This window comes from Aurantimonas sp. C2-5-R2, from assembly GCF_036549495.1.
Lineage (GTDB): Bacteria > Pseudomonadota > Alphaproteobacteria > Rhizobiales > Rhizobiaceae > Aurantimonas > Aurantimonas coralicida_A.
In genome coordinates, this window is the sequence record NZ_JAZHLJ010000031.1 from 1 (window position 1) to 21,718 (window position 21,718).

The window sequence follows — 21,718 nt, forward strand, 5'->3', positions numbered from 1 at the left end:
TCTCCTCAGTGGAATCGGCACCCCGAGCCTAACGGCTCGAGGCGGGCAACGCCGCCCACTTCAGAGTTTCAACAGAGATCGGGACATTCCCGTAGCGAAGAGCCGCGTGACGGCACGGGGATCTGCAATGTCGGCCGGAACGGCGGCGACTTTCCCGCCGCTTTCACGGATGGTTTCCTCTGTCTTCCGCGCGCCGTCATCGTCCGACGAATAGTTTAAAGCGATCCAGTAGCCGCGTTCGGCCGCTCGAATCGCAGTTTCCGCTCCAATTCCGCGAGATGAATCGGTAATGAGCAGGATGCGGGGGAGAGCGCTCACAATACCCCCACGTCTTCGTCCGAAAGACGGAACCGGGGCAAAATGGTGCCATCCGCCACCTTGTCATATACGAGATCGACGGCGCGGCCGATCCAGGAACCCGACGGTAGGGGACCGACCAGATTTGAAACCATCGTCGGTCCCTCCTTGAGCCGGACGGCGATGACGTTGTATGGCGCTGGGTATGACTCCAGGTAACTTTTGTGAAAAATCACCCAAGAGAGGATCTCGGCCTTTCCCGAGACGGGACTGCAGATGAATTTGAGGGACAGGCAATGAGGACATGCGGGGCCCGGTGGGTAGCGAAAGGCGGAGCATTCTGTGCATTGCTGAAGTTCGAACCGCTCACACTTTATGCTGGCCCACATTTCGTCGTGGTATAGTCCGCCGATAGGGGTGGGGATGGTTGCTTGCGTGCTCATGATTTGGCTCACCGGGAATAAAGGATCGAGACGGCCTTTCCGGCAACGTCGGAGGAGTAGTGCGCATACCGCGCGTCTTCGACCTGGCGCTCACCGGCATGGCCACGCAATTGTCGGACACACTCGATCTGATGGTTCCAACCCTGCATATAAGATTCAGAAAGGTGGCCGCCGCTTGTATTGGTCGGCAAGCGTCCGCCGGGGCCGATCCCATCCTCGCGTAGAAAGCGAGCGACGTCGCCGGGAGGGCAGTAGCCATAACCTTCCAGGGCCAGCGGCACGTGGAACGAAAAGCTGTCGTACACCTGGAAAACGTCCACGTCTTCAGGGCCGATGCTTGCGTTGTTGAAAAGCGCCTCAGCGGCTTTCTTCTGGGCTGGCTTATAAAAGTCGGTAAGTCGAGGCTCCAGACTTGTCGCGCCGGCATTCAGATCAAACCGGCTGAAGCTTTCTATGAAGACCGGAGATTTCGAGAGTTGGCGTGCGCGCTCCTCTTCGGCGATGATGAGAGCAACCCCGCCGTCGTTTATGAGACAATAGTCAAACAGGCGAAGCGGCTCGCAAATGTAACGCGATGCCATGTACTCATCAAGGCTGATGCGCTTTCTCTGAATGGCGTTGGGATTGAGGCTCGCGAATTCCCGCTGAGCAACTGCGACGTGCCCTAGGTCTCTCTCGTCAAAGCCGTGGAGATGACGGTAACGCTGGAACATCAGCGCATAAAGAGCGCCCTGCGAAGTAAGTCCCCAAGGTGAATGATAGACGTAAGACAGGAACATGTCGCCGCCCATCGCCTGCGGGCCACCATATTGGGTCTTGGCCGAGCGCTGGTCGTTGCCGTAGACGAGAGCCACGATCTCCGCCGAGCCGGTCTCGATCGCCTGGCATGCTTGAATCACGGCTAGCATTGCGTCGGCCTGATCTCCCCATCTGACGTTCAGAGCAAGAATCTCGCCCATCCGTTCGTAGGCTGTCGTCGGTCCGACGATAAGACCGTCAATCTCCTCCCTGTCGATGCCTGCGTCGGCAACAGCCCGGTTGAAGGCATGAGCCGCGTAACCGTCGGAATCGAAGGGCTTCTCTCCGGCACGCACTGCGTGCCAGTCCTCTACATAGTCCGTCTGGCCGATGCCGACGACGGCCGCTTTACATCGTTTCATTTCGATCTCCGCAGCATAAATTATTTCAGGGCGTCTCGGTCTCTGAGCCCAGCAATCTCCTCGCGCGAGAGACCGAGGATCGAAGAGAGGACTTCCGCGGTGTCCTGGCCGAACAGTGGAGGCGCGCTCAGTTCAACGCGTTCGCCGTCGATCTTGTAAGGGGGCGAACTCTGCACACTGTTGCGAAGCTCTTCGTGGCTTACCGTCTGCCAATAGTCGCGCCTGGCTAGGTCAGGATCCTCCTCGACGAGATAGCGAGAGGTCGCCACGCGAGCCGCAGGTATTCGCGCTGCAGTCAGCGTCTCGACGATATCGCTAGCAGATCTTTTCGAGGTCCAAGTTGAGACGAGATCCTCAACCTTGTCGACTTCTCGGAGACGTCCTGCTGCCGAAGCCAGCCTGTCGGTGTTCGGGTCGCCACGCGCACCGATGATTTTCGATAGGCTCGACCACTGCGCGTCAGACTCGACAGCGATCGCAACCCATTCATCCTCTCCGGAAGTGTGGAAGATGTTGTGCGGCGCGTGACGCAGAGACCGATTGCCGGTCTGCGCGGGTTCTCGGCCCGTAAAGGCGTAGTCGAGGACTTGCGGACCGAGGAAGTTGATCGTCGATTCCACCTGTGACAGGTCGATCTTCATTCCCTTTCCTGTCCGGCGCTTGTAGCGCAGAGCCGCCGCGACGGCGAAGGCGGCATGGTAGGGGTTGGCCGCATGGTCAGGGTAATGGGTCCCGGGCCCAGTTGGGTCGTCACTCCCGTAAGCTGTCAGCCACATCAGGGACGTCATTGCGCTGATTGTCATTCCAACGCCGAGAAGCGACGAGCGCGGACCGCCCTCGCCATACATCGGCATGCCAAGGTAGATAATGTCCGGCTTGACCTTGCAGACCTCCTCATAGGAGAGGCCGAGCCGGTCCATAGCGCCAGGACCGAAATTATTGCTGATGACATCGGACTCGCGCACGAGGTCGAGGACGATCTGACGGCCTTCCTCCGATTTTACGTTGACCGAAACGCTCTTCTTTCCGCTGTTGCGCGACGCGAAATACCCACTCCGATTGATCCCAGCGACTCCGTCTTGGAATGGTCCACCGAGTCGGACTGGATCGGGATGGGTGCTCGTCTCAACTTTTATGACCTCAGCGCCAAAATCAGAAAACAGCTTCGTGCCAAACGGACCGGCACCTGCCCATGTCATGTCGGTGAAGCGCACATTTCTCAGAAAATCTAGCTTCATCCTTTCGCCTCCGATCCATTCGTCAGTAGGGCCTCAATATCGCCGGTATGCGCACCAAGCTGAGGCGCTTGGCTTATCGTCCAGACTTCTACGGAAAGCTTGTAGGGTGCTCCAGGGGCCCGGGCGGTCACGCCGCTAGCGTCATAGGAGACCGCGCGAAAGAACTCGCGATGCCTGAGCTGCGCGTCATCGAAAAGATCGGCCACTTTCGCTACGGGTGACATCACGATCTTTCGCTTGATCGCCTCATCGAGCAGTGTCTGTTTAGATTGCCTGCGGCTGAACGGCTCAAAGTGCCTACGGAAGAGCCGGTGTGCCTCTTCCGTCAATCGCCAGCCTCGATCCAGCCATCGCTCCTTTGCAAATTCCTCTGCTTCGGGCGCTTCCTGTTCTCGCATCCAGGCGATCAACGACTTCCATGACACCCCAAGCGTCGGCGGCGACGCAAGGAAGACGTAGCCATCGCTGCACTCAAAAATGTCCTCAGACGCGTCTTTCGTGCCGACGCCGCCGCGGGTCGATATCTTTTTCTCAAGGTCCCAGACCTGGATGGCGTTTTGAAGTGAGTGGGCGATGCATTCCTGCGCCGAGACGTCGACGACGTGGCCGCGATTGCGCTGCTCGAGATCGGCCAGAGCAATAGCAGTGGCAGACGCCGCATAGACGGATGCCACCATCCCCACTTGTCCTTGGGGAAGAGACAAAGGCGAATCTTCTTGGCGGCCAGAGAGATAGGCGATGCCCCCGGCTGCTTGCAGGATCAAATCGTTGGACGACTGGAACTCTCCGACCGGCTTGTCCATCCCGAAGGGAGAGACGACCGTGATGACGCTGCGCGGCGCCGTCTCCTTCACGAAGTCGATACGGTCGTAGAGCGGCCCCGAGGTTTCGAGAATAATGATCTGCGCCGTCGCTGCCAGTTGCGAGAAGGTGGCGAGACCGCCATCGTCGTCAAAGTCGATGGAGATGCTTTTCTTGTTCGAATTTTTGAATTCGAACGAAGAGAGCTCGTAGCGGTCCTGGGTCTCCTTGGCTTCGGCGGCGACGCGTCGGCGGTCGGGGAGGCCGTCTGGCGGCTCGACCCGTATGACCTCGGCGCCAAGATCGGCGAACAGCTTGGTCGCGTAGGAGCCGAGATCATGGCACATATCGAGGATGCGAACGCCGGAATAGGGGCGAATCTTATCCATGTTCTTCGCTCCGATTGCCGTTGGACGCCGGTAGACCGTGATCGGTGCCATGTCGCTTGTTGAGGAAGATGGCGACGCCGAGGAAGGTCAGGCCCACGGGAACGAGGACAAAGCTCGGGAACATCAGACAGACGCCGCCTGCAAAGAAGAGTAGTCGCTCCGCCACGCCAGCCCTGTGCAGCGCCCAGCCTTCGAAAGCAGCACCGACCGCGATTACCCCAAATGTCGCACTGATCATGTTCAGGATGCCCGGCAGGGTGATCCCGCCATAGCCGATGAGGCTGGGATAGTAGGCGAAGATGAAGGGCACTAGCCACGCCACAAAACCGAGTCTCATGGCGTACCAAGCCGTCCGCATCGCGGGCGCTTCCGCAATTCCTGCGGCAGCGAAAATGACGACGGCGACCGGTGGCGTTAGCCCGCTAAGCGTCGCGTAATAAAAGATAAAGAGATGAGCGATTTCGAGCGGTAGGCCGAAGCTCGTCAAAATCGGCGCGGTGAGGCTGGCCACGATAACGTAGGCTCCGACGGTGACCACGCCCATGCCCAGCAGGATCGCGACGATGCTGGTCATGACCAGAGCTATGAGAAGTGAGCCGTCAGCCATCACGCTGATCAACGTTGTCAGACGGGCGCCCAGCCCTGTGAGTAGGATCATCCCCACGACCATTCCGGCCAAAGCCAGAGCCGCCGCGATGGATGCGAGCGTGCGGATCCCTTCGAAACCGATCTGTGCGAGTTGGCGATAATGGAAGATGCGGGTCTCGCTCGTCGCCATGGTGGTCAGCACGAGAGAGAGAAACGTCACAGCGATCGCGAAGTCAGTGGAGTAGTTGAGGAACAGGAGAGCCACGAGCAAGCCGATGGGGATGAAGACCATCAGGCTCTTCAGAGCGTTGTCCTTGAGCTTAGGAATTTTCTCCGCATCCTCCGGGCGAATGTCTTCGCGGCACGCGCGAAAATGTACCTGCGTGAAGACGCTTAGATAGTAAAGGAAAGCGGGCACAAGACAGTACGCCGCAAGTGTCAAAAACGGCACGCCGGTATACTCGGCCATCAGGAAGACGGCGGCGCCCATGATGGGCGGCACGAACTGGCTTCCTTGGGAAGCTACTGCTTCTATCCCCGCCGCGTAGGCCGGCGAATAGCCCGCCCTTTTCATCATCGGGATGGTGATGGTTCCTGTCGTCAGGACATTTGTGACACCGCTGCCCGATACCATGCCCATCATCCCACTGCCGATTAGGGCAACTTTACCTGGCCCTCCCCTGCTTCGGCCCGCCATCGCATACGCGATGTTAAGGAGATAGGTGCCCGCTCCCGAGACGTTCATCAAAGCGGTAAAGAAGACGAACAGCGTGACGAAGCCGGCGGCAAAACCGATCGGAGCTCCGAAGATGCCGTCCGTTCCCAGCACAGTGACACGGAGCGCGTTTTCCCATGTCACGCCCGTATGCTGCAGAATACCCGGAAAGTACGAGCCATATATCGCATAGATGAGGAAGGCAGCGGCGACGAAGATCAAAGGGCGTGCCGTCGTACGCCGAGCTGCTTCAACGACCGAGAGGATGAGGAGCGCTGCAAGCACCCGCCCGGTATTGTTGAGGTAAGACTCCCACTGAAGGTCCACCCAATACGAAACGAAGTATAAAGTCGCGGCTGCCGAGGTGCCGACACAGAGAACATTGAAGATGAACTCGGAGGTGGAATCCTTGGAAAAAATTCCAGAAGGATAAAGAAAAATCGCGACCGCTACGATCGCGAAAAGGAAAATCGGTCGATAGACATACGTTATCGGTGCACCGAAAAAGGCCGCATAGAGGGCCGTTGCGAGTACCGAAAGCCCGATGATTACGGCAAGGCCGTTCTGTACAGTCCTGACGACCGAGTCTGAATTGATTTGCTCATCCGACAAGTGACCACACTCCAAAGCGGAAAATTCTCACGAGCGGCGCATCATGAGCGCCGCCCGTTTTCTTTCGTCTATTGGAGTGACTACTTTTCAGGAGACGATGCGGCAGCAAAGTCCTCGGCACCTGGGACGCCAACTTCCTTATAATATTTGAGAGCACCTGGATGGGGGGGGATTGGCATTCCCTTAAGGGCCTCTTCTACGGTAAGACCCTTGTACGCCGGATGAGCATTGCGAAGGACGTCGAGATTTTCGAAAAGCGTTTTCGTCATGTCGTAGACGAGTTCGTCCGGTAGATCCTCATGCAAAAAGAAGTATACACCGTGGAAGAATCCGATGCCAGGCTCGGGTATTTCAAGCTCTGGATAGACGTCAGTAGGAACATCTTTGATATAGACCGGATATTCGGATGTGATCTTTGCAACTGCATCTTCGTCTGGCTGCAGTAGAACCAGATCCTGCTTGGTCATAAGCTCGCGGATGGCCCCGCCACCCAGGCCGCGCGTGTGGGACATGCCGTCGATATTGCCGGCGCCAAGCTGTTCGATCGCCTGCGAGGTGCAGTACGGAACGACGGTGACGTCTTCGAACGCATCCAGCCCGTGAGCTTCCATTAGCGTGTTGAAGAATGTGAAAGGCTGATCCCAGCGCTGTGGATTACCGGGCTCCGGCGGGACGCAGGCTGCAGCAATCCGGGCACCGCTGTCGGCCAACTCAGAAACCTTGGTGATGCCGAGGCTTTTGCGGACGAATATGTTGAAGAAGCCTTCCTGAACGAGAGACCAACCACGAACCGGAATTTTCCGCCCCTCCCAGGCGTTACTCCCCTCGTAGGCATCAAGGAGATCCTGGCTAGCCACACCTCCGACACGCTCCCCCCGGACCATCTGCGGGTAGACCTCCGTCGTTGTATTGGGGCTGACCGTCGCGGTGGCGATCACATTGTCCATCTTTTGGGAAAGCATTGTGGCGACGGCCGACATCCCGGCGAAATAGGATCCCGTTGCTGTGGCCGAGCCAAATACGAGATTCCATTGATCCCCTTGCTTCCATCGGTCTGCCGCATCCTGCGCAATCGCTAGCGTTGGCGAAATGCACAATGCCGCCACCGCGGTCATAAACCCTAGTTTTTTCATTAATTTTCCTCCCAGCTCTCTCCAAGATATAAATTATATTATATGATCTGGCGCGGCTGTCAACGACGGTCCATGATTGTCGCGTCACAAGCGCTGGCGACCACCAAGAGATATCAGCCGGCGGCGCAAGTTCGCCGGCCACAGCTTTAGAGGGGCTTTCAATGGAGAAGACGACTTACGACCGCGGCTTAGAGCCCAACCGAAAATTATGTTGGGTGATTTCAGTGGCTTGTGATTCTCTGTGGTTTGGGAAGACTACGGAGGAAGGCTTCTCCCCTTGGTTCCGGTCGGACCAGATATTGTGGTGTGGTGCTGGGGGGCGAGGCGGGATCGGCATGGTGTCGCGGCGTGGACTAAGGTGTTTCGGGGAGGGGATGACCTTGGGTCGCGCAGACCTCCGGGCGGGTGGCGGTGAGGGCCGGGCGCGGTCAGGCGCGCTGTTCGAGGAAATCGCGGGCGGTCGCCGGCGCGAGGCGCGCGCCGATGCCGAGCAGGCTGTCGAAGGCGGCGGCCATGTGGCGGCGGCGGTTCCAGCGAAAGACGAACTCGTCGAGATAACGCCGCAGGTGCTGGCGACGCAGGCCGTGATAGACGCCGAGGCCCCAGCGCTTGAGGTTCGAGAAGACGCGGTGGGTCCACTTCAGCACGACATGGGCGGCCATCCGGCCGACCACCTTCGCCTCGTGGACGTGGTCTGGCAGGCCCGCATAGGCGGCCAGCCATCCGTGACGACGCGCGCGCCGGGTGCCGCGACGCTGGCGACGAAGGGCTTCAGCGTCATGGCGGAGAAGTCCTCGATCGGGGAGAGGCGGATGCGGCGGATCGGCCGCAGCCCGCAGCGGGATCTCGGTCTCGTCCACCTCCACGATGTCCTCCAGCAGGCTGCGCTCGGGATCGACCATGGCGCGGCGCAGCTTCTGCAGCAGCAGCCAAGCCGTCTTGTAGCTCCCGAGGCCGAGCTGGGCCTGCAACTGCAGGGCGGAGATGCCGTTGGAGTGGCTGGTGACGATGTGGATGGCGGTGAACCAGACCTTCAGGGCCAAGTGGCTGCGGTGCATGATCGTGCCCGCGGTGACGGAAGTCTGTTTGCCGCAGGCGGCGCACCCCCAGGTGAAGCGCTTGGCCTTCAGCGCCCAGCCCTTCGCGCCGCCGCAGGCGGGGCAGACGGAAGCCCTCCGGCCAGCGCCGCCGCGCCAGGTGGTCCGCGCAGGCCGCGTCATCGGGAAAGCGCGCCTCGAACTGGGCGCGCGAGAGCGGGCGGTCATGCTTCCAGCGGCTCGCCATGCCGGAACATTACACGAACATCCGCTCCGCCGCAACCGCCTCAGACCCCACATATCGAGCTACCGGAGCCAAGGGGAGAAGCCTTTCATCATGAAGGTGCTGTGCTTCGCGTTGTTCGCCAGCGCGTTGAATCTGCTGCTCGGCTTTGGAGGTCTGCTGTCCTTCGGGCACGCGGCTTTCTTCGGCATGGCCAGCTATACGGTGGGCTACGCCACCAAGATCTGGGGGTTATCGTCGGAGCTCTCGATCCTCTTCGGTGTTCTCGTCGCGACGGCTCTTGGAGCGATGATCGGACTCCTGGCGATCAGGCGGAGCGGCATCTATTTCGCCATGGTCACCCTGGCGTTTGCCCAGATGATCTACTTCTTCGCCGTGCAGTCCCCATTCACGGGCGGGGAAGACGGCCTGCAGGCGATACCGCGGAGGCCGCTGTTCGGCGTGATCGACATGTCCAACGACATGTCGATCTACTGGCTGGTCGCGGCGATCTTTCTGATCGGCCTGTTTATCGTTTATCGGGTTGTCCATTCGCCCTTTGGCGAAGTGCTGAGGGCGATCCGGGAGAACGAACAACGGGCCATTTCGCTCGGCTACCGGGTCCAGCAGTACAAGCTGCTGACCTTCGTCCTGTCGGCGGGTCTGGCCGGTCTTGCCGGCGGCACCAAGGCTCTGGTCTTCCAGATCGCCTCGCTGGTGGACGTGCATTGGTCGATGTCGGGAGAGGTGGTGCTGATGACGCTGATCGGCGGCATGGGGACGATCTTCGGGCCGATTGCCGGCGCGGCGCTCATCGTCTGGATGCAGAACTACCTGGCCGACATCGGCTCCTGGGTCGTCGTGGTTCAGGGGCTCGTCTTCGTCGTTTGTGTGCTGCTGTTCCGCGAGGGCATAGTCGGCGTCCTCGCCCGGTTGATCAAACGCAAGCTGTAACTGTGTTGCCGTCCCGGCTTCCCGAAATCAATCGAGGAGCCGGCCGATCGGGTGAGACCTGCCGCGACGCGTCCTGCGCGTTTCGGCCGTCAGACCGGCGAAACTTCGAACAAAAGCCAAAGGAGTAACTCTTCCCATGAACGATGAAACCTACGAAAAGGGTCTGAAGATCCGCCGTGAGACGCTGGGCGACGCCTATGTGGACAAGGCGTTGTCGGAAGCCACGGACTTCACCCAGGATCTCCAGACCTTCGTCACCACCTATTGCTGGGGCGAAATCTGGGGGCGCGAGGGCCTGGACCGCAAGACACGGTCGATCATCAACCTGGCGATGATCAGTGCACTCAACCGGCCGCACGAATTGGCCGCCCATGTTCGCGGCGCCGTCAATAACGGGCTGACCGAGGACGAGATCAAAGAGATTTTCCTGCAGGTGGGCATCTATTGCGGCGTACCTGCGATGGTCGACAGCTTCCGGATCGCCAAGACGGTGCTCGGTGAGATCAATGGAAAATAGATCGTCCGGGGCGGGGCCGCGCGTCGGTTTCGTCGGCCTCGGCACAATGGGCGCGCCGATGGTGCGCGCCCTGATCGCAGCGAAACGCCCGCTTTGCCTGTTCGATATCGACCGTGACCTGACGGCCCGCCTCGCGACGGAGACGGGCGCCAGGGCGGCCGAGACCCTGTCCGAGCTCGGCGCCGCCAGTGACCTCGTCATCACCATGCTGCCCAATGCGGCGATCGTCCGCGGCGCTCTGTTGGGCGAAGCCGGTTCTAAAGGCGTCGCCGACGGGCTGTCCGCGGGCGCGGTGGTCGTCGACATGAGTTCGTCCTATCCCGTCGCGACCCAGGCGCTTGGCGAGGAATTGGCGGCCCGCGAGATTGCTCTTGTCGATGCTCCCGTGTCCGGCGGCGTCCGCAAGGCCGAAAGCGCGACGCTGGCCATCATGCTGGGCGGCGACGATGCCGACGCCATCGAGACGGTCACTCCGATCCTTGAGGCGATGGGCGCCGTCCATCGCACGGGTCGGCTCGGCTCCGGCCACGCGACCAAAGCGCTGAACAACTACGTTTCGGCTGCCGGTCTCGCTGCGGCCTGCGAAGCGGTGATCGTGGGCGAGGCCTTCGGTCTGGATCCCGCGATGATGATCGACGTCATCAACGTGTCGACGGGCCGCAACAATTCCACCGAGAACAAGCTCAAGCCGTTCATCCTGTCGGGCGAGTTTCGCAAGGCCGGCTTTGCCCTCGATCTGATGGCGAAGGACGTCACCGCCGCCGCCGATCTCTCCGACGCTCTCGGCTGTCCGCTACCGGGGCTCACCGAGGCCAGAACTCTCTGGACACAGGCGAACCGGACGCTCGGCAAGGGGGCCGACCATACCGAGATCTTCCGCTTCCTGGCCGATTTCCGCCATGACGACCCTGCCTGACCTGTCCTCCTGGCTGTCGCGGGCGGAGGCGGATGCGCGGCTCGCCTTGCTCACGGTGGCGGCGCGCAAGGCTATCGGCGAGGCCGAGGACGGCATTACCATTGACGGGCTGGCCGGTGCTCTGGACGCCACTGCCGACGAGGCGCGGGACACGGCGCAAGCGCTTGGCCCGGAAGCAGCATGGTATTGTAGCAGTCGAGGCTGGCGAATCCGGCTGCGCTCGCGTGAGGAGCGGAAGCTCGTGGCGGCGAATGATAACGCAAAAGCGGCGGCGTGATGACGCGCTTCGCACCCAGGGGGTGGGTCGCATCTCCACGGCCTCGCCGGCCCGCACCCGCGTCCCCACAGGGAATTTTTTATCCGCAAAATCGAAAATTGGTTTGGTGGGATGGCGGCGATCTGAGCTCAGCGGCTTCATTGAATATAGGCTGGGACGCGGTCAAGCGCTCGCCCGGAGCCACGGCGCGACCGCTGAGCACACGAGGTAACCGGCAGCGACGTCGCGAGGGGAGATAGGTGAGAGGGCACGCATATCCCCGACAGGCCGCTCGGGTTTGGCCGGACAGCAAGAACCCAAACGCCGCGTGATGGATTGTCAGCAAGCCCGGCGATTTTCAGGTGGGAGCGCGCCCAGGCGATCCGGTCGGCAACGATCGAGACGCCAGTCTTCTTGTAGGTCTGGTCAAGCGTGTCGGGGCCGAGCCGAAGGTCGCTCGCGATCCTGTCGTCGATCTCGTTGATCGATCCCGAGCTGCCCATCGCGTGCAGCGCGAGGATCACCGGTCGAAAGAAGGCATCGTATTTCGGGATGTCGGTCGTCACTAAGGGTTCCTCAAGCGGCACGTCTCAGGGCGAATGTCCGACCGCCGTCGGACGACCCGGCCTGTCCCATCCGGTACAGTGCGATCAGGACGTCCGAGACCTGGGAGCGGACATTGCGGCCGGGCTTGAACGTCGCCGCGATCGTGGCCGCATCGAGCGGGCCGGGGGCATGGGCGAGGGCGGCCATGACCGCCACGGTCTGTTCCAGCTCGCTCTTCGGGAAGGCCGTCCTGGCCCCCGCGCCGACGGTTTCCGCGGCTCCGCCGAGATCGGCCTCGATCTGCTTCGCCTTCTCCTTCTCCGAGCCGAAGCGCGGGATCTGGTAGTCCGGCCGGAGCCAGCGGACGTGGCCGCGCTTTTCTTCCTTCGCCCGCTCCTTGTTCAGGGCGACGAGCCGTGCGAGCAGCTCCTCCTCTAGCAGGTCGACGGGCCAGCCATAGGCCTCGGCCACCGCGGCATCGAGCCGGTCGTGCAGTTCCTTCAGGATGAGCACGAGCCCGTCGTCGAAGATGATGCGCTCCTTCGGGTCGAGGTCTGCGGGATCTGCGCCCGCACGCAAGCGTTCGAGCACGTTGTAGAGCCCGGTGAGCGTCAGATGCGGGTGGTCGGAAAGGACGCGCTTGCGGTGCGCGTCGAGCTCTTCGGCGATGGTGCCGATAGCAGACTTTTGAGCTTCAGATGCCTCGGGGAACGCGAATGGGTCGAAGCAGCGTGATTTCGAGTATCGCGGGTCGTTTCCGATCCCAAGCCAACCGCCGGCGCGGAGCGCGAAGTCCGTGTGAATCCTTGAGGAGAGGACGCCATGGACGAACGAGTCGTTGCTCGCAACAGCGACAACCATGTTGTCCGGTAGGATCGAAGCATCGAGAAACTGGAAAATGCGGTGCTTTGTAGTTTCGACCGTGGCGATAAACCGCGGCAGGCGTGCCACTGCGGGGCGTAACTCGCGGCGAGGCTCACCAAATACCCACCAGTTGTCTCGGTAGCTCGCTCTATTGTTTACATCGCGCTCCGGCTTCACCGTTCGCAGCAGGTGCTGGTACACCTCTGGAAAGCGATCCCGGACCGCATCTCCGGACATGCCGAAGACATCGATGACCATCACGTTGCGTGAGCGGGCCGTCAGGTCCCTGCCATTGCGATAGTCTCGAATGTGATTTTCCAGCCCCGGTCGTTGACCGAGCCCTAGCGCAGCAGCCTCGCGCGGCGTCACGATGAAGCCCGATCCGTGAAGCTTCACGCCCGGCGAGCAGACGCCTTCGTTCGCAAGCAGATGCACCGCCTTCGTTACATCCACACCCACGGTCAGATCCGAATTGATCGTCCCCGCCAATTTTCGAAATCCGATGACCGGCGCGTCGGTGTCGATTCCTGCTTCAGATGTCACCTCGCTCAGAAGGCCCTCCCGCTTCCCGGCCTCCGCCACTGTCATCGCGATGCGTACGGCGGCTGAGTCCCGGGACTGCTTCGTCCAAGGGTGATCCGGGATCGCCATGATGATCGACAGCGGCTTCTTGGCCGACAGGTGCTTCTCCATCACCCGGCGCTGGAACACCTGGCTGATCGAGTTCGTCGTGACGAAGCCGAAACGGCGGAGCGGCGAGCCCTTTCTCAGGAGAATGTCGGCAGCACGGTCCCACCAGTACATCACGAGGTCGGCGCTCTCGTTCATGTGCTTGTGGGCGGCCCAGAGCGCCTCGACTCTGCCGGCTGGCAGCCGCGCGCGCAGGTCCTTGCCGCCGATGAAGGGCGGGTTGCCGACGATGAAGTCGGCCTTTGGCCAGTCCGGGCGGCGCGGGTTCGGATAGGTCTCCTTGCCGTCCACCACCTTCGCCAGCGGATAGCCGTCCCATGTCAGCACGGCGTCCATCGCCTTGATGTTGTGAAACGCCTTCAAGATTGGTTCGCCCGGCTCGCCGCCCTTGGTGCGGACATGCCATTGCAGGTGGCCGATCCAAAGCACGAGTTCGGCAATGGCCGCGGCGCGCGGGTTCAACTCCATCCCGAGGAACTGGTGCGGGTCGACCGTGTGGCTTGCGAGCCCCGTCAGGGCTTCCTGACCGCCGAGATCGGCGACGGCCTCCAGCACCTCGCCCTCCAGCCGCTTCATCAGTTCTAGCGCCACATAGAGGAAGTTGCCGGTGCCGCATGCGGGGTCGAGCACCTTGGTCTCACACAGCCGGTCGTGGAAGGCCTGCACGGTCGAAATCGCGTTCTTGCCCCGCCCGGCCGCCTTCTGGCGTTCGGCCGTCGACAGGACTTCGGCCCAGTCCGCCCGGAGGGGATCGATGACGGTCGCGATGACCAGCCGTTCGACATAGGCGCGGGGCGTGTAATGCGCACCGAGGCGTCGGCGCTCGGTCGGGTCCAGCGCCTGTTCGAGCAGGGTGCCGAAGATTGCCGGCTCGACCTCGTTCCACCTGCGCTCCGCCGCGGCGACGAGTTCGCCGATTTCCTCCCGGGGGAGCGGGAGGGCACGGCGGTTCTTGAAGAACTCGCCGTTGAACCTCTTTGCCTTCTGGCGCAGCGCCGCCGAGAAGGTGCCTTCGTCCATGGCGCGCCAGAGGTCTTCGAGCATGCCGGGGAAGATCGCGGGATTGGCGAGGCAATCCTTCAACAGGTCTCTGAACGAATCCTTCGGCAGGAGATCGACGTCCTCGGCGAACATCGTGAAGAGCAGCCGCATGAGGAACATGGCGACTTCCTCCGGCGCGTGTCCGGCCTTCTCCAGGGCGACCGAGACCTTGGCAAGCCGCTCGGCGACATCGCGCGTCACCCTCGCGGCATGGCGCGAGGGATCGAGCGCCATCGGGTCCGTCCAGATACCCCTCAGGCGCTCGCAAACGGTCTCGTTACGAAGGTCCTCCAGATAGACCCGGAACGAGCGGCGGTCGGGGAATTGGTCATAGGCCTTCCCGTCGCGGCGAAAATTCGCATAGACCTCGAGGCAGTGGCCGACGTCGCAGACGAGAACGAAGGGAGGCGGTTCGTGCGCCGTCGGCAGGAGGCGCACGTAGTTCTCGGCCTGGCTACGGGCGTTGTGCATGAGGACGTCCCAGCCGCGATCGGCCCCGCGTCGGCCCCGTGCAGGTTGGGCGACACCGGGCAGGGGCAGTTCGGATTGCGGAAGGGTCTTGTCGCCGGAGAAGCGGGACTGCTTGGCCTCAAGGATGAAGCAATCGCGCTTGTACAGATCGATACGCTTGACCGACGTCGTGCCGTCCCGAGCCGTCTCCCGGACCCCGCGCTCGAAGACGTAGTCGTTGCCCGCGGACGTCGCATCTGCTGGGTCCGGCTGGGGAAGCTCTAAGACGGTGCAGAGCTCAGTCAGGAACAGCGCGTAGTTCGCTCGCTCCTGTCCACCTTCGCGTCCCTGCCAGCGCTGGATGAACGCCTCGATCTTGTCGGTCATGCTGACTCGGCCCCGCCCTCTTTGCGCGACAGTAGACAGGCCCCTGCCGGCCCGCAACCAAGCGGGGATGACCGTGCCGGTGATGGCTTAGCTTGGGCGGCACGGGCGGCCCCAACTCGTCGGTAATTGTTGACGTCGAGTTGGGAAGCTTTTCACGCCGGCTTTGCCGTAACCATTCCAATCAGGCTGCGCGGCACTCAGTGCATACCCCCAGTAGTTGCGGCTTCGCCAGGGTTGCGATCTAGTCGGCCACGCTGCGCGCCCAGATCGACGCGGATAATACACGCGAGATGCGCCCCAGCGTCGCCGAGCTATTGGGCGATCCGGCTTCTGGTAAGGCGATGAAGAGGAAGCGTCGTGCCGAGATCACGACTCGGATGGCCGACCTCGAGACCGCCATTGACGTCGTCAACGGTCGTCTCGCCGACGCTCGCACCAAGGCCAGCGTCGGCGCCTGCGAGATCGCCAAGCCCGAATACGGCCGGCGCGTCGCCGCAATCTGCACCGCGTTGGTATCCGTCGCGGAGGCGAGGAAAGCCTACGCCGACCTCATCGACGAGTTCGAGCGCAATGACATTGCCTGGTTGGGACTCGGTCCGATGACGCCGCGCTTCCTCGGAGATCCCCGTGACGGTCATCTGGCTCGGTATCTCATGGAAGCGCGTGAAGCGGGGTACTACTGATGGAACGCATGAACCAGCAGCACGTGACGAAAAAGGCCCGCGTCACCCTCGACGGAAGGCCGTTCGAGGAAGCCGACTCAAACCCCGTCAAGACGGCTCGCGGCCTTCGGATACGCCGGATGGAGCGCAGGCTGGCAGAGGCGAGGCCAAAGTTGGCCGGCGCTGACCTTGAGCTGCGGGCGCAGCCGTTTGAGGCGTCCAACGGCAACCTTATCACTGGTTATGCCGCGGTGTTTCATTCCGAAACTGTCATCGCCGGCGAGTTTCGTGAGCGCATTGCGCCTGGCGCCTTTGCTCGGTCATTGCGTGAGAACGACGTGCGGGCGCTCCTGCACCACGACAAGGGTCGTGTGATCGGACGGATGGGCAACGGCACGTTGCGACTGTCCGAAGACGCGGGCCGCCATAGCCGAGCGCGCTATGCGCCACCGGGGAATCCGCTGACGACCCATGGGGTGCCTCGCGTCTCTACAGCCGTCGCCGCCTCGCACCGGTGGGGCTGGTTTCAGTGCATATCTGCAAATGAAACGATGACCCTACCGCTAGGTAAGCAGGGCGGCCCTGACGCGCCAGATCGCGACCGAGACAGCTGGTGCAAATCAGAAGATTAGCATCAGAATCCCGATGATTACCAGCACTCCCACGATAAATATAAAGCCGACCGTACCACCAATAAATTTTAGCATATTGAACCTTCCACAACAACGATCGCGGTCTTTCTAGGCTTACCCACGACGCCACACCGGGGCGGCGGCGCTTCCGCCGCGTTGGCAGACAACGGGGCGTGGGTGGAAGGGTTCCAGCTTTGCCGCTGGCAATATTCGGTAGGGCGCAGGAGCTCGACAGAAATGCGCGAGACCCCACGGTTCGATTAGGCCGGCAACCACCGTGGGGTCTCTGGACGGCAGCGGAACTGCTTCTGCCGGACCAAGGGTGGCTGATACCCATTAACGAATTCTGACCCTCCCCAAAAACCATCTCTTCCCAAAAAGCTCGCCTCGAGCGGCCTTTTTCATGCCCGGAGCACACCATGTTAGAAATCCGCCCCGCCAACACGCTTGCGGTCCCGTCTTTTGCCTCGCGTGATGTGACCCTTGCACTTGACCTTGGCGCGCTGGCGTCCGGGGCATCGATCGATGCCTTGGGTAGCCGCATGGACCGAGTGATCGAGCACGGACGGACCAGGCGCGGCGCGACTGACGCCACTCGCATCGCCATCATGCCAGAGCCGCCGTCCCTCACCGGTGCGGCGGTCTTTTTTTGTTTCGCGCCTATAATCTCAGGCATGTGCAATCTCTATTCGATCACCAAGGGCCAGGCGGCGATCCGCGAGTTCACCCGCGCCACGCGGGACAAGACCGGCAATCTGCCGCCGCTGCCGGGCGTCTTCCCGGACTATCCGGCGCCGGTGGTTCGCACCGCTGAAGATGGCGAGCGCGAGCTGACGATGATGCGCTGGGGCATGCCGTCGCCGCAGTTCGTCCTGAAGGGTCGCACAGTCGACAGCGGCGTCACCAATGTCCGCAACGTGAAGTCTCCGCACTGGCGTCGCTGGCGAGGGCCGGCGAACCGCTGTCTGGTGCCCTTCACCAGCTTCTCGGAATACGAGACGACGGCCGAGGGCAAGAAGGTGCCGGTGTGGTTCGCCGCGGACGAGAGCCGACCCCTGATGGCGTTCGCCGGGATCTGGACGAACTGGACCAGCGTGCGAAAGACGAAGGAAGGGGAGGTGAACTCCGACCTATACTCCTTCCTCACCTGCGCGCCTAACGCGATCGTCGCGCCGATTCACCCGAAGGCGATGCCGGTGATCCTGACGGAGCCGGAGGAGATGGACGTGTGGATGCGGGCGGAGTGGGCGGAAGCGTCAGCGCTGCAGCGACCACTGCCGGACGACGCGCTGCGAGTGGTGGCCAGAGGCGAGCGGAAGGACGGGGGGTAGCGCGAGGGATGGGCCGTTAGCGGACCGATGGCTAATAAGCTGAACATGCCAAAGCCGCTATTTACTATTTTCGCGCACACGCCTGACTGAATCTCTGCGCGTTCACGTTGCCACTCTGACCGAATGACTGGAGAGCAGGCCGGGAAGCGCCACCGAGCTTTCATTTCTCGTGCTCGACACCGAAAACCTGCCGTCATTGGCGACATCGATAGAGATCGTGCCGTCCCGTCGGGTCGTCATGACCTTGCGGCGAGGCTGCAAGCCGAACAGTCCCCCTGGCTTCGTATAGTCGGGTATGCCCCCAGTACGGCTGGCGTACCAATCCCGGGTCTCCTGGGTGCCGAACTGCTTGCGTCCGTCGGAGAAGATGACGAGTTCAGGGCTGCAAATCTCGAAGATCTCGTCGCAGCAGCCATTCTCGCGCCCATGGTGCGAAGCGACGTAGACGGTGGTTTCGGCCAGCTTCGCGCGGAAGTCCGGGATCGTCAGCAGCTGGCGCCAGCCCGCGCGTTCGAGATCGCCACCGAACAGGATCGTGAAGGCCCCGAAGCGGATGAGCGCCGCTAGGCTAAGGTTGTTGGTGTCGGTGAAGTCGACCCTGTAACGGTTCCAGAACACGTGCCAGGCGACTCCGCCCAGATTGTGTGACCAATTGCCAAGAAAGCCGGGGCCGAAGCGCTCAAGGATTCCGGTCGCGGTGGTCACTCCGTCCCGCATCCCGCACTCCGCCTTCATCGCCCGAAGGGCGCGGGCATCAACGGTAGGGTTGCTGACGAGTCCTCCGATCGGACAATCCCGCCACAGATAGGGCAGATCCTCGCAATGGTCTTCGTCCAAGTTCATCAGCATCAGCGTATCGATGCGCTGATGCTTGTATGCCAGGGACGGGTACCAAGGGCGATCGCTGCAAAGCCCGCAATCCAGCATTAGCCGGTGTCCAGCCGGGCCAGTGATGACCGTGCATCCGCCGTGATCGACGTCATGGATATCGATCCTCATCAACGGCCCCCCCTCACGATCCCGACGGTCCGTCATGCGGTCGCCACCTTGCGGGCAACGACGTTTCCGACGAGTCGGACAGCAGCATTGCGGGCAGACAATGCGACCACAACATAGGCTACGAGGAGTCCGCCACTGAGCATCAATGTTTGGGTCTGGGTGTCAAATGTCCAGATGAGCAGCACCGGCGTGACGAGTGCGAGCAGCGCGAGAAGGACGGCGCAGTCGCGCAGGATTAGGAACCGCCGGTGGTTGTCTGCGATAGCGGGATCGTTCTCAGTCGCCTTGAGCCACTTGAACCAGAGAGCGTTCTGCTCCGTGGGTGTCATCGGCGCCGTCGGGATCAGAACGGCGAGATCCGTTAGGTCCACGCGGGCATCCTTCGGGGCGATCTCGGTGAATGCCCGGCAACCCGGAACCCGGTGGCGCAGGCGCCAGAAGACGAGCATCTCCTTCAGGGAGCGGGGGAAGAGATCCTGCAAAGCAAGCATCACAACGCCAGCCACACCCGCGATACTGGCGTGCTGGAGAAGCGTCTGGATCTGTGTGATGCGATCGAGCCCGACCAAACCGGCTGCAGCAGCATAGGCTACCACGATCGGGACGAGGTACTTCCTGTTGATCCCGGTCTTAAGCAGGGCAGCCGTCACATTAGCCTCAGATGCGCTTGGATGTCGCCTTCGGCAACAATGATCATCAGCGTCGGCCGCAGTTCAGGTGCGTTCTTCTCCGCATGCGCAGTTATCGCTCGATCGTCGCGACCAGACATGACCGCCGAATAGTCGGGCTGGCTGTGCCAGGTGGGGTAAAGATAGATGCGGTCACGGGTCAGGCGCGTCAACCGACTTTCCGCTAGGGCGCCCCCCGCCTTGCCGAGTACGTCGAGGTGGTCGTTGCCGCGTGCTTGCCGGATGGCCGGGACGAAATCAGGCGTTTCATCGTCCTCTTTATCCTGCCGGCTCGGTAGTGGACGTTGATCCCCACCACTTTCGTGCACCCCGATCAGAATGCTGTCCCCGCACCCCGAGGCGAATGCCGTCAGCCTATAGTTGTTGCCGAGCATAGCCCGATCCCATTCGGTCGGAAGAACAATATGGAAACGAAAAGCTCAAACGTCAAGATGTGGTATGCGACAAATTATCATCTGCCCACATGTTGATACCGACTAGACCCGCTGGTCGTGTCGTTAGGGTCCCTCGCGCCGATCAGGACATCAGAACCGACACTAGCATTACAGTTGCGCATTTCGAGAACGTCTGAATCCATGGGTTTCCCTGATTCGGAGGTCATGGATGTCTGGGATATCGGTCGAGGCGACGCTGGAACTTTGGGCGTCATCGTTGCGGGACGTGAAGGCGCGGATGCAGCCGCTGTTTCGCCGGGAACTGGCGGCTTCAGCTGGCTTGTTCCTGGACGGGCTGCTTGGGGAGGAGCGTCGCAAGACAGGCTGGATGCGGGCGGAGGCCGCCGGCGATCCCGGTCCGTGGCGTCAACAGGCGATCCTGGGTCGGGGCCGATGGGACGCCGATGCGCTGCGCGCCATCGTGCGCGACTATGCGCTGGAGACCTTGGCCGACTCGGATGCGGTGCTTGTTCTGGATGAGACCGGCTTCCTGAAGCAGGGCAAGGCCTCATGCGGCGTTGCGCGGCAATATACGGGTTCGGCCGGCAAGATCGCCAATTGCCAGATCGGCGTGTTCGCGGCTTATGTCTCCCGACACGGCCATGCCTTCATCGACCGGGCGCTCTATCTGCCGAAGGCGTGGACGGACGATCCGGCGCGCATGGCCAGGGCGCATGTTCCGGACGATATCGGTTTTGCCACCAAGCCGGCGCTCGCGCTCGCCATGATCGAGCGGGCCACTGCCGCGAACGTGCCGTTCAGTTGGGTGGCTGCCGACAGCGTCTACGGCGTCGGCGACATCGAAACGGCGCTGCGGCGCGCCGGCAAGGGCTATGTGCTGGGCGTCAACGCCAACCACCCCTTCCGCTCGTGGGCAAAGCCGCAGGCGATCGCCGGACCGGCAAAAGACATCGCCGAAAGCCTGCCCGACGATGCATGGCGGCGTCTGTCGGCGGGCAATGGGACCAAGGGCGAGAGGCTGCATGACTGGGCCTATCTCGAACTGGCCGATCTCGACGCCGGCGATTTCGATGCCGCGTTCCCCGGCATCTGGACACGCGGTCTTTTGGTCCGCCGCAGCATCGCCGACGAGGATCTCGCCTTCTTCTCCACATGGTGCCCCGCCGGCGCCTCCATCGAAACGCTGGTCAAGGTCGAAGGCCATCGCTGGGCCATCGAGGACGGCTTCGAGACGGCCAAGAACGAGCTCGGCCTCGACCACAACGAGACCCGTTCCTGGCATGGCTGGCATCGCCACGTCTCGCTCGTCATGCTCGCCTTCGCCATGATGGCCGCGATCCGCCATCACGCCAACGCCGCGCCCCAAAAAACAATACGCCGGATAAAGCGCGCACCCCGCCGCTGATCCGGTGGTCGATCCAGGAAATCCGACGCATCGCCACCCGCCTTGCTCGACGAAAAATCCAGCCCGCCCATGTCATCGCATGGTCGCTCTGGCGACGAGCCCATCAGGCCGCTGCTCGACAATCACACCTCAAATCAAAAGCGCAACTGTAATGCTAGGCTGGGTCCCCCCCCCCGCCTTCGTCCGGTAGGTGCCGACTACCGCTCTGCCTCTATGAGTGTCCCCTTGTCGGGAACGTACTTCCGTTACTCCTCCTCACTCACATTGTCGTGCCGACCATGCCATAGATGCCGTCGCTCAACATAAACGAATGGCAGCTATTCGGATCACGCGAGCGGGGGCTGATTG

20 protein-coding genes and 2 pseudogenes are annotated in these 21,718 nt (G+C 61.8%); 8 read left to right on the forward strand and 14 right to left on the reverse strand.

Going from position 1 to position 21,718, the window contains the following annotated elements:
- Positions 1–60 precede the first annotated feature (60 nt).
- The 8 genes and pseudogenes from VQ044_RS25685 to VQ044_RS14035 all read right to left on the reverse strand — a co-directional run bounded on the left by VQ044_RS25685 (position 61) and on the right by VQ044_RS14035 (position 8,660).
- Entirely contained in the window at positions 61–318 is a 258-nt protein-coding gene (locus tag VQ044_RS25685; RefSeq protein WP_442880642.1) for an SDR family NAD(P)-dependent oxidoreductase, read from the reverse strand.
- Positions 315–740, reverse strand: coding sequence for a Zn-ribbon domain-containing OB-fold protein (locus VQ044_RS14005; protein WP_331827679.1), 426 nt, complete (start codon positions 738–740; stop codon positions 315–317). The genes VQ044_RS25685 and VQ044_RS14005 overlap by 4 nt, the downstream gene beginning before the upstream one ends.
- 8 nt (positions 741–748) lie before the next feature.
- Entirely contained in the window at positions 749–1,900 is a 1,152-nt protein-coding gene (locus tag VQ044_RS14010; RefSeq protein ID WP_331827680.1) for a thiolase family protein, read from the reverse strand.
- Positions 1,901–1,920: 20 nt separating this feature from the next.
- Complete coding sequence (locus VQ044_RS14015; protein WP_331827681.1) at positions 1,921–3,114, reverse strand: CaiB/BaiF CoA transferase family protein; 1,194 nt, start codon at positions 3,112–3,114, stop codon at positions 1,921–1,923.
- Positions 3,115–3,134: 20 nt separating this feature from the next.
- Positions 3,135–4,328: a CoA transferase gene (locus VQ044_RS14020; protein ID WP_331827682.1), complete on the reverse strand. Its 1,194-nt coding sequence runs from the start codon at positions 4,326–4,328 to the stop codon at positions 3,135–3,137.
- Complete coding sequence (locus VQ044_RS14025; protein ID WP_331827683.1) at positions 4,321–6,243, reverse strand: TRAP transporter permease; 1,923 nt, start codon at positions 6,241–6,243, stop codon at positions 4,321–4,323. Before VQ044_RS14025 ends, VQ044_RS14020 begins: the two co-directional genes overlap by 8 nt.
- 80 nt (positions 6,244–6,323) lie before the next feature.
- On the reverse strand, positions 6,324–7,376 hold the full coding sequence (locus VQ044_RS14030) for a TAXI family TRAP transporter solute-binding subunit (RefSeq protein ID WP_331827684.1): 1,053 nt from the start codon (positions 7,374–7,376) through the stop codon (positions 6,324–6,326).
- Between the two features lie 428 nt (positions 7,377–7,804).
- A pseudogene (locus VQ044_RS14035) lies at positions 7,805–8,660 on the reverse strand (IS1595 family transposase).
- A gap of 84 nt (positions 8,661–8,744) precedes the next feature.
- Here VQ044_RS14035 and VQ044_RS14040 point away from each other — a divergent pair.
- From VQ044_RS14040 to VQ044_RS14055, 4 genes and pseudogenes are all read left to right on the forward strand, one after another.
- Positions 8,745–9,590: pseudogene (locus VQ044_RS14040) on the forward strand (branched-chain amino acid ABC transporter permease); the annotation flags it as partial.
- A gap of 136 nt (positions 9,591–9,726) precedes the next feature.
- Entirely contained in the window at positions 9,727–10,107 is a 381-nt protein-coding gene (locus tag VQ044_RS14045) for a carboxymuconolactone decarboxylase family protein (RefSeq protein ID WP_331827685.1), read from the forward strand.
- Entirely contained in the window at positions 10,097–11,023 is a 927-nt protein-coding gene (locus VQ044_RS14050; protein ID WP_331827686.1) for an NAD(P)-dependent oxidoreductase, read from the forward strand. The genes VQ044_RS14045 and VQ044_RS14050 overlap by 11 nt, the downstream gene beginning before the upstream one ends.
- Positions 11,007–11,300, forward strand: coding sequence for a hypothetical protein (locus VQ044_RS14055; protein ID WP_331827687.1), 294 nt, complete (start codon positions 11,007–11,009; stop codon positions 11,298–11,300). The genes VQ044_RS14050 and VQ044_RS14055 overlap by 17 nt, the downstream gene beginning before the upstream one ends.
- 137 nt (positions 11,301–11,437) lie before the next feature.
- On the opposite strand, the gene VQ044_RS14060 is transcribed toward VQ044_RS14055, so the two are convergent.
- Positions 11,438–11,845 (reverse strand): winged helix-turn-helix domain-containing protein, encoded by a 408-nt coding sequence (locus VQ044_RS14060; RefSeq protein ID WP_331827688.1) that lies wholly within the window; start codon positions 11,843–11,845, stop codon positions 11,438–11,440.
- 10 nt (positions 11,846–11,855) lie between these two features.
- Positions 11,856–15,257: a class I SAM-dependent DNA methyltransferase gene (locus VQ044_RS14065; RefSeq protein WP_331827689.1), complete on the reverse strand. Its 3,402-nt coding sequence runs from the start codon at positions 15,255–15,257 to the stop codon at positions 11,856–11,858.
- Between the two features lie 377 nt (positions 15,258–15,634).
- Here VQ044_RS14065 and VQ044_RS14070 point away from each other — a divergent pair, with 377 nt between their 5' ends.
- Together VQ044_RS14070 and VQ044_RS14075 are read left to right on the forward strand one after the other, a co-directional pair.
- Complete coding sequence (locus tag VQ044_RS14070; protein WP_331827690.1) at positions 15,635–15,940, forward strand: hypothetical protein; 306 nt, start codon at positions 15,635–15,637, stop codon at positions 15,938–15,940.
- On the forward strand, positions 15,940–16,551 hold the full coding sequence (locus VQ044_RS14075; RefSeq protein ID WP_331827691.1) for an HK97 family phage prohead protease: 612 nt from the start codon (positions 15,940–15,942) through the stop codon (positions 16,549–16,551). The genes VQ044_RS14070 and VQ044_RS14075 overlap by 1 nt, the downstream gene beginning before the upstream one ends.
- On the opposite strand, the gene VQ044_RS25690 is transcribed toward VQ044_RS14075, so the two are convergent.
- Positions 16,540–16,626: a hypothetical protein gene (locus VQ044_RS25690; RefSeq protein WP_442880647.1), complete on the reverse strand. Its 87-nt coding sequence runs from the start codon at positions 16,624–16,626 to the stop codon at positions 16,540–16,542. The genes VQ044_RS14075 and VQ044_RS25690 overlap by 12 nt on opposite strands.
- A gap of 599 nt (positions 16,627–17,225) precedes the next feature.
- Here VQ044_RS25690 and VQ044_RS14080 point away from each other — a divergent pair.
- Positions 17,226–17,882 carry an SOS response-associated peptidase gene (locus VQ044_RS14080; RefSeq protein WP_331827692.1) on the forward strand — a complete coding sequence of 219 codons (657 nt, stop codon included), beginning with the start codon at positions 17,226–17,228 and terminating at the stop codon, positions 17,880–17,882.
- A gap of 102 nt (positions 17,883–17,984) precedes the next feature.
- On the opposite strand, the gene VQ044_RS14085 is transcribed toward VQ044_RS14080, so the two are convergent.
- The 3 genes from VQ044_RS14085 to VQ044_RS14095 are packed head-to-tail and all read right to left on the reverse strand — an operon-like array spanning position 17,985 to position 19,944.
- Positions 17,985–18,881, reverse strand: a complete 897-nt coding sequence (locus tag VQ044_RS14085; protein ID WP_331827693.1) for a ComEC/Rec2 family competence protein — start codon at positions 18,879–18,881, stop codon at positions 17,985–17,987.
- A gap of 32 nt (positions 18,882–18,913) precedes the next feature.
- Positions 18,914–19,531: a hypothetical protein gene (locus VQ044_RS14090; RefSeq protein ID WP_331827694.1), complete on the reverse strand. Its 618-nt coding sequence runs from the start codon at positions 19,529–19,531 to the stop codon at positions 18,914–18,916.
- On the reverse strand, positions 19,528–19,944 hold the full coding sequence (locus VQ044_RS14095) for a hypothetical protein (protein ID WP_331827695.1): 417 nt from the start codon (positions 19,942–19,944) through the stop codon (positions 19,528–19,530). Before VQ044_RS14095 ends, VQ044_RS14090 begins: the two co-directional genes overlap by 4 nt.
- A gap of 229 nt (positions 19,945–20,173) precedes the next feature.
- Between VQ044_RS14095 and VQ044_RS14100 the strand changes: the two genes are divergently transcribed.
- Positions 20,174–21,370: an IS701 family transposase gene (locus tag VQ044_RS14100; RefSeq protein WP_331827696.1), complete on the forward strand. Its 1,197-nt coding sequence runs from the start codon at positions 20,174–20,176 to the stop codon at positions 21,368–21,370.
- The last annotated feature ends 348 nt before the right edge of the window (positions 21,371–21,718 follow it).

What these genes read in the sequence shown, in the direction of transcription:
- VQ044_RS14095 (WP_331827695.1), bottom strand. Translation starts at nt 19,944, where the DNA reads ATGCTCGGCAACAACTATAGGCTGACGGCATTCGCCTCGGGGTGCGGG.
- VQ044_RS14055 (WP_331827687.1), top strand. Translation starts at nt 11,007, where the DNA reads ATGACGACCCTGCCTGACCTGTCCTCCTGGCTGTCGCGGGCGGAGGCG.
- VQ044_RS14100 (WP_331827696.1), top strand. Translation starts at nt 20,174, where the DNA reads ATGTCTGGGATATCGGTCGAGGCGACGCTGGAACTTTGGGCGTCATCG.
- VQ044_RS14085 (WP_331827693.1), bottom strand. Translation starts at nt 18,881, where the DNA reads ATGAGGATCGATATCCATGACGTCGATCACGGCGGATGCACGGTCATC.
- VQ044_RS25690 (WP_442880647.1), bottom strand. Translation starts at nt 16,626, where the DNA reads ATGCTAAAATTTATTGGTGGTACGGTCGGCTTTATATTTATCGTGGGA.
- VQ044_RS14005 (WP_331827679.1), bottom strand. Translation starts at nt 740, where the DNA reads ATGAGCACGCAAGCAACCATCCCCACCCCTATCGGCGGACTATACCAC.
- VQ044_RS14050 (WP_331827686.1), top strand. Translation starts at nt 10,097, where the DNA reads ATGGAAAATAGATCGTCCGGGGCGGGGCCGCGCGTCGGTTTCGTCGGC.
- VQ044_RS14045 (WP_331827685.1), top strand. Translation starts at nt 9,727, where the DNA reads ATGAACGATGAAACCTACGAAAAGGGTCTGAAGATCCGCCGTGAGACG.
- VQ044_RS14010 (WP_331827680.1), bottom strand. Translation starts at nt 1,900, where the DNA reads ATGAAACGATGTAAAGCGGCCGTCGTCGGCATCGGCCAGACGGACTAT.
- VQ044_RS14075 (WP_331827691.1), top strand. Translation starts at nt 15,940, where the DNA reads ATGGAACGCATGAACCAGCAGCACGTGACGAAAAAGGCCCGCGTCACC.
- VQ044_RS14030 (WP_331827684.1), bottom strand. Translation starts at nt 7,376, where the DNA reads ATGAAAAAACTAGGGTTTATGACCGCGGTGGCGGCATTGTGCATTTCG.
- VQ044_RS14080 (WP_331827692.1), top strand. Translation starts at nt 17,226, where the DNA reads ATGTGCAATCTCTATTCGATCACCAAGGGCCAGGCGGCGATCCGCGAG.
- VQ044_RS14065 (WP_331827689.1), bottom strand. Translation starts at nt 15,257, where the DNA reads ATGACCGACAAGATCGAGGCGTTCATCCAGCGCTGGCAGGGACGCGAA.
- VQ044_RS14020 (WP_331827682.1), bottom strand. Translation starts at nt 4,328, where the DNA reads ATGGATAAGATTCGCCCCTATTCCGGCGTTCGCATCCTCGATATGTGC.
- VQ044_RS14070 (WP_331827690.1), top strand. Translation starts at nt 15,635, where the DNA reads ATGGCCGACCTCGAGACCGCCATTGACGTCGTCAACGGTCGTCTCGCC.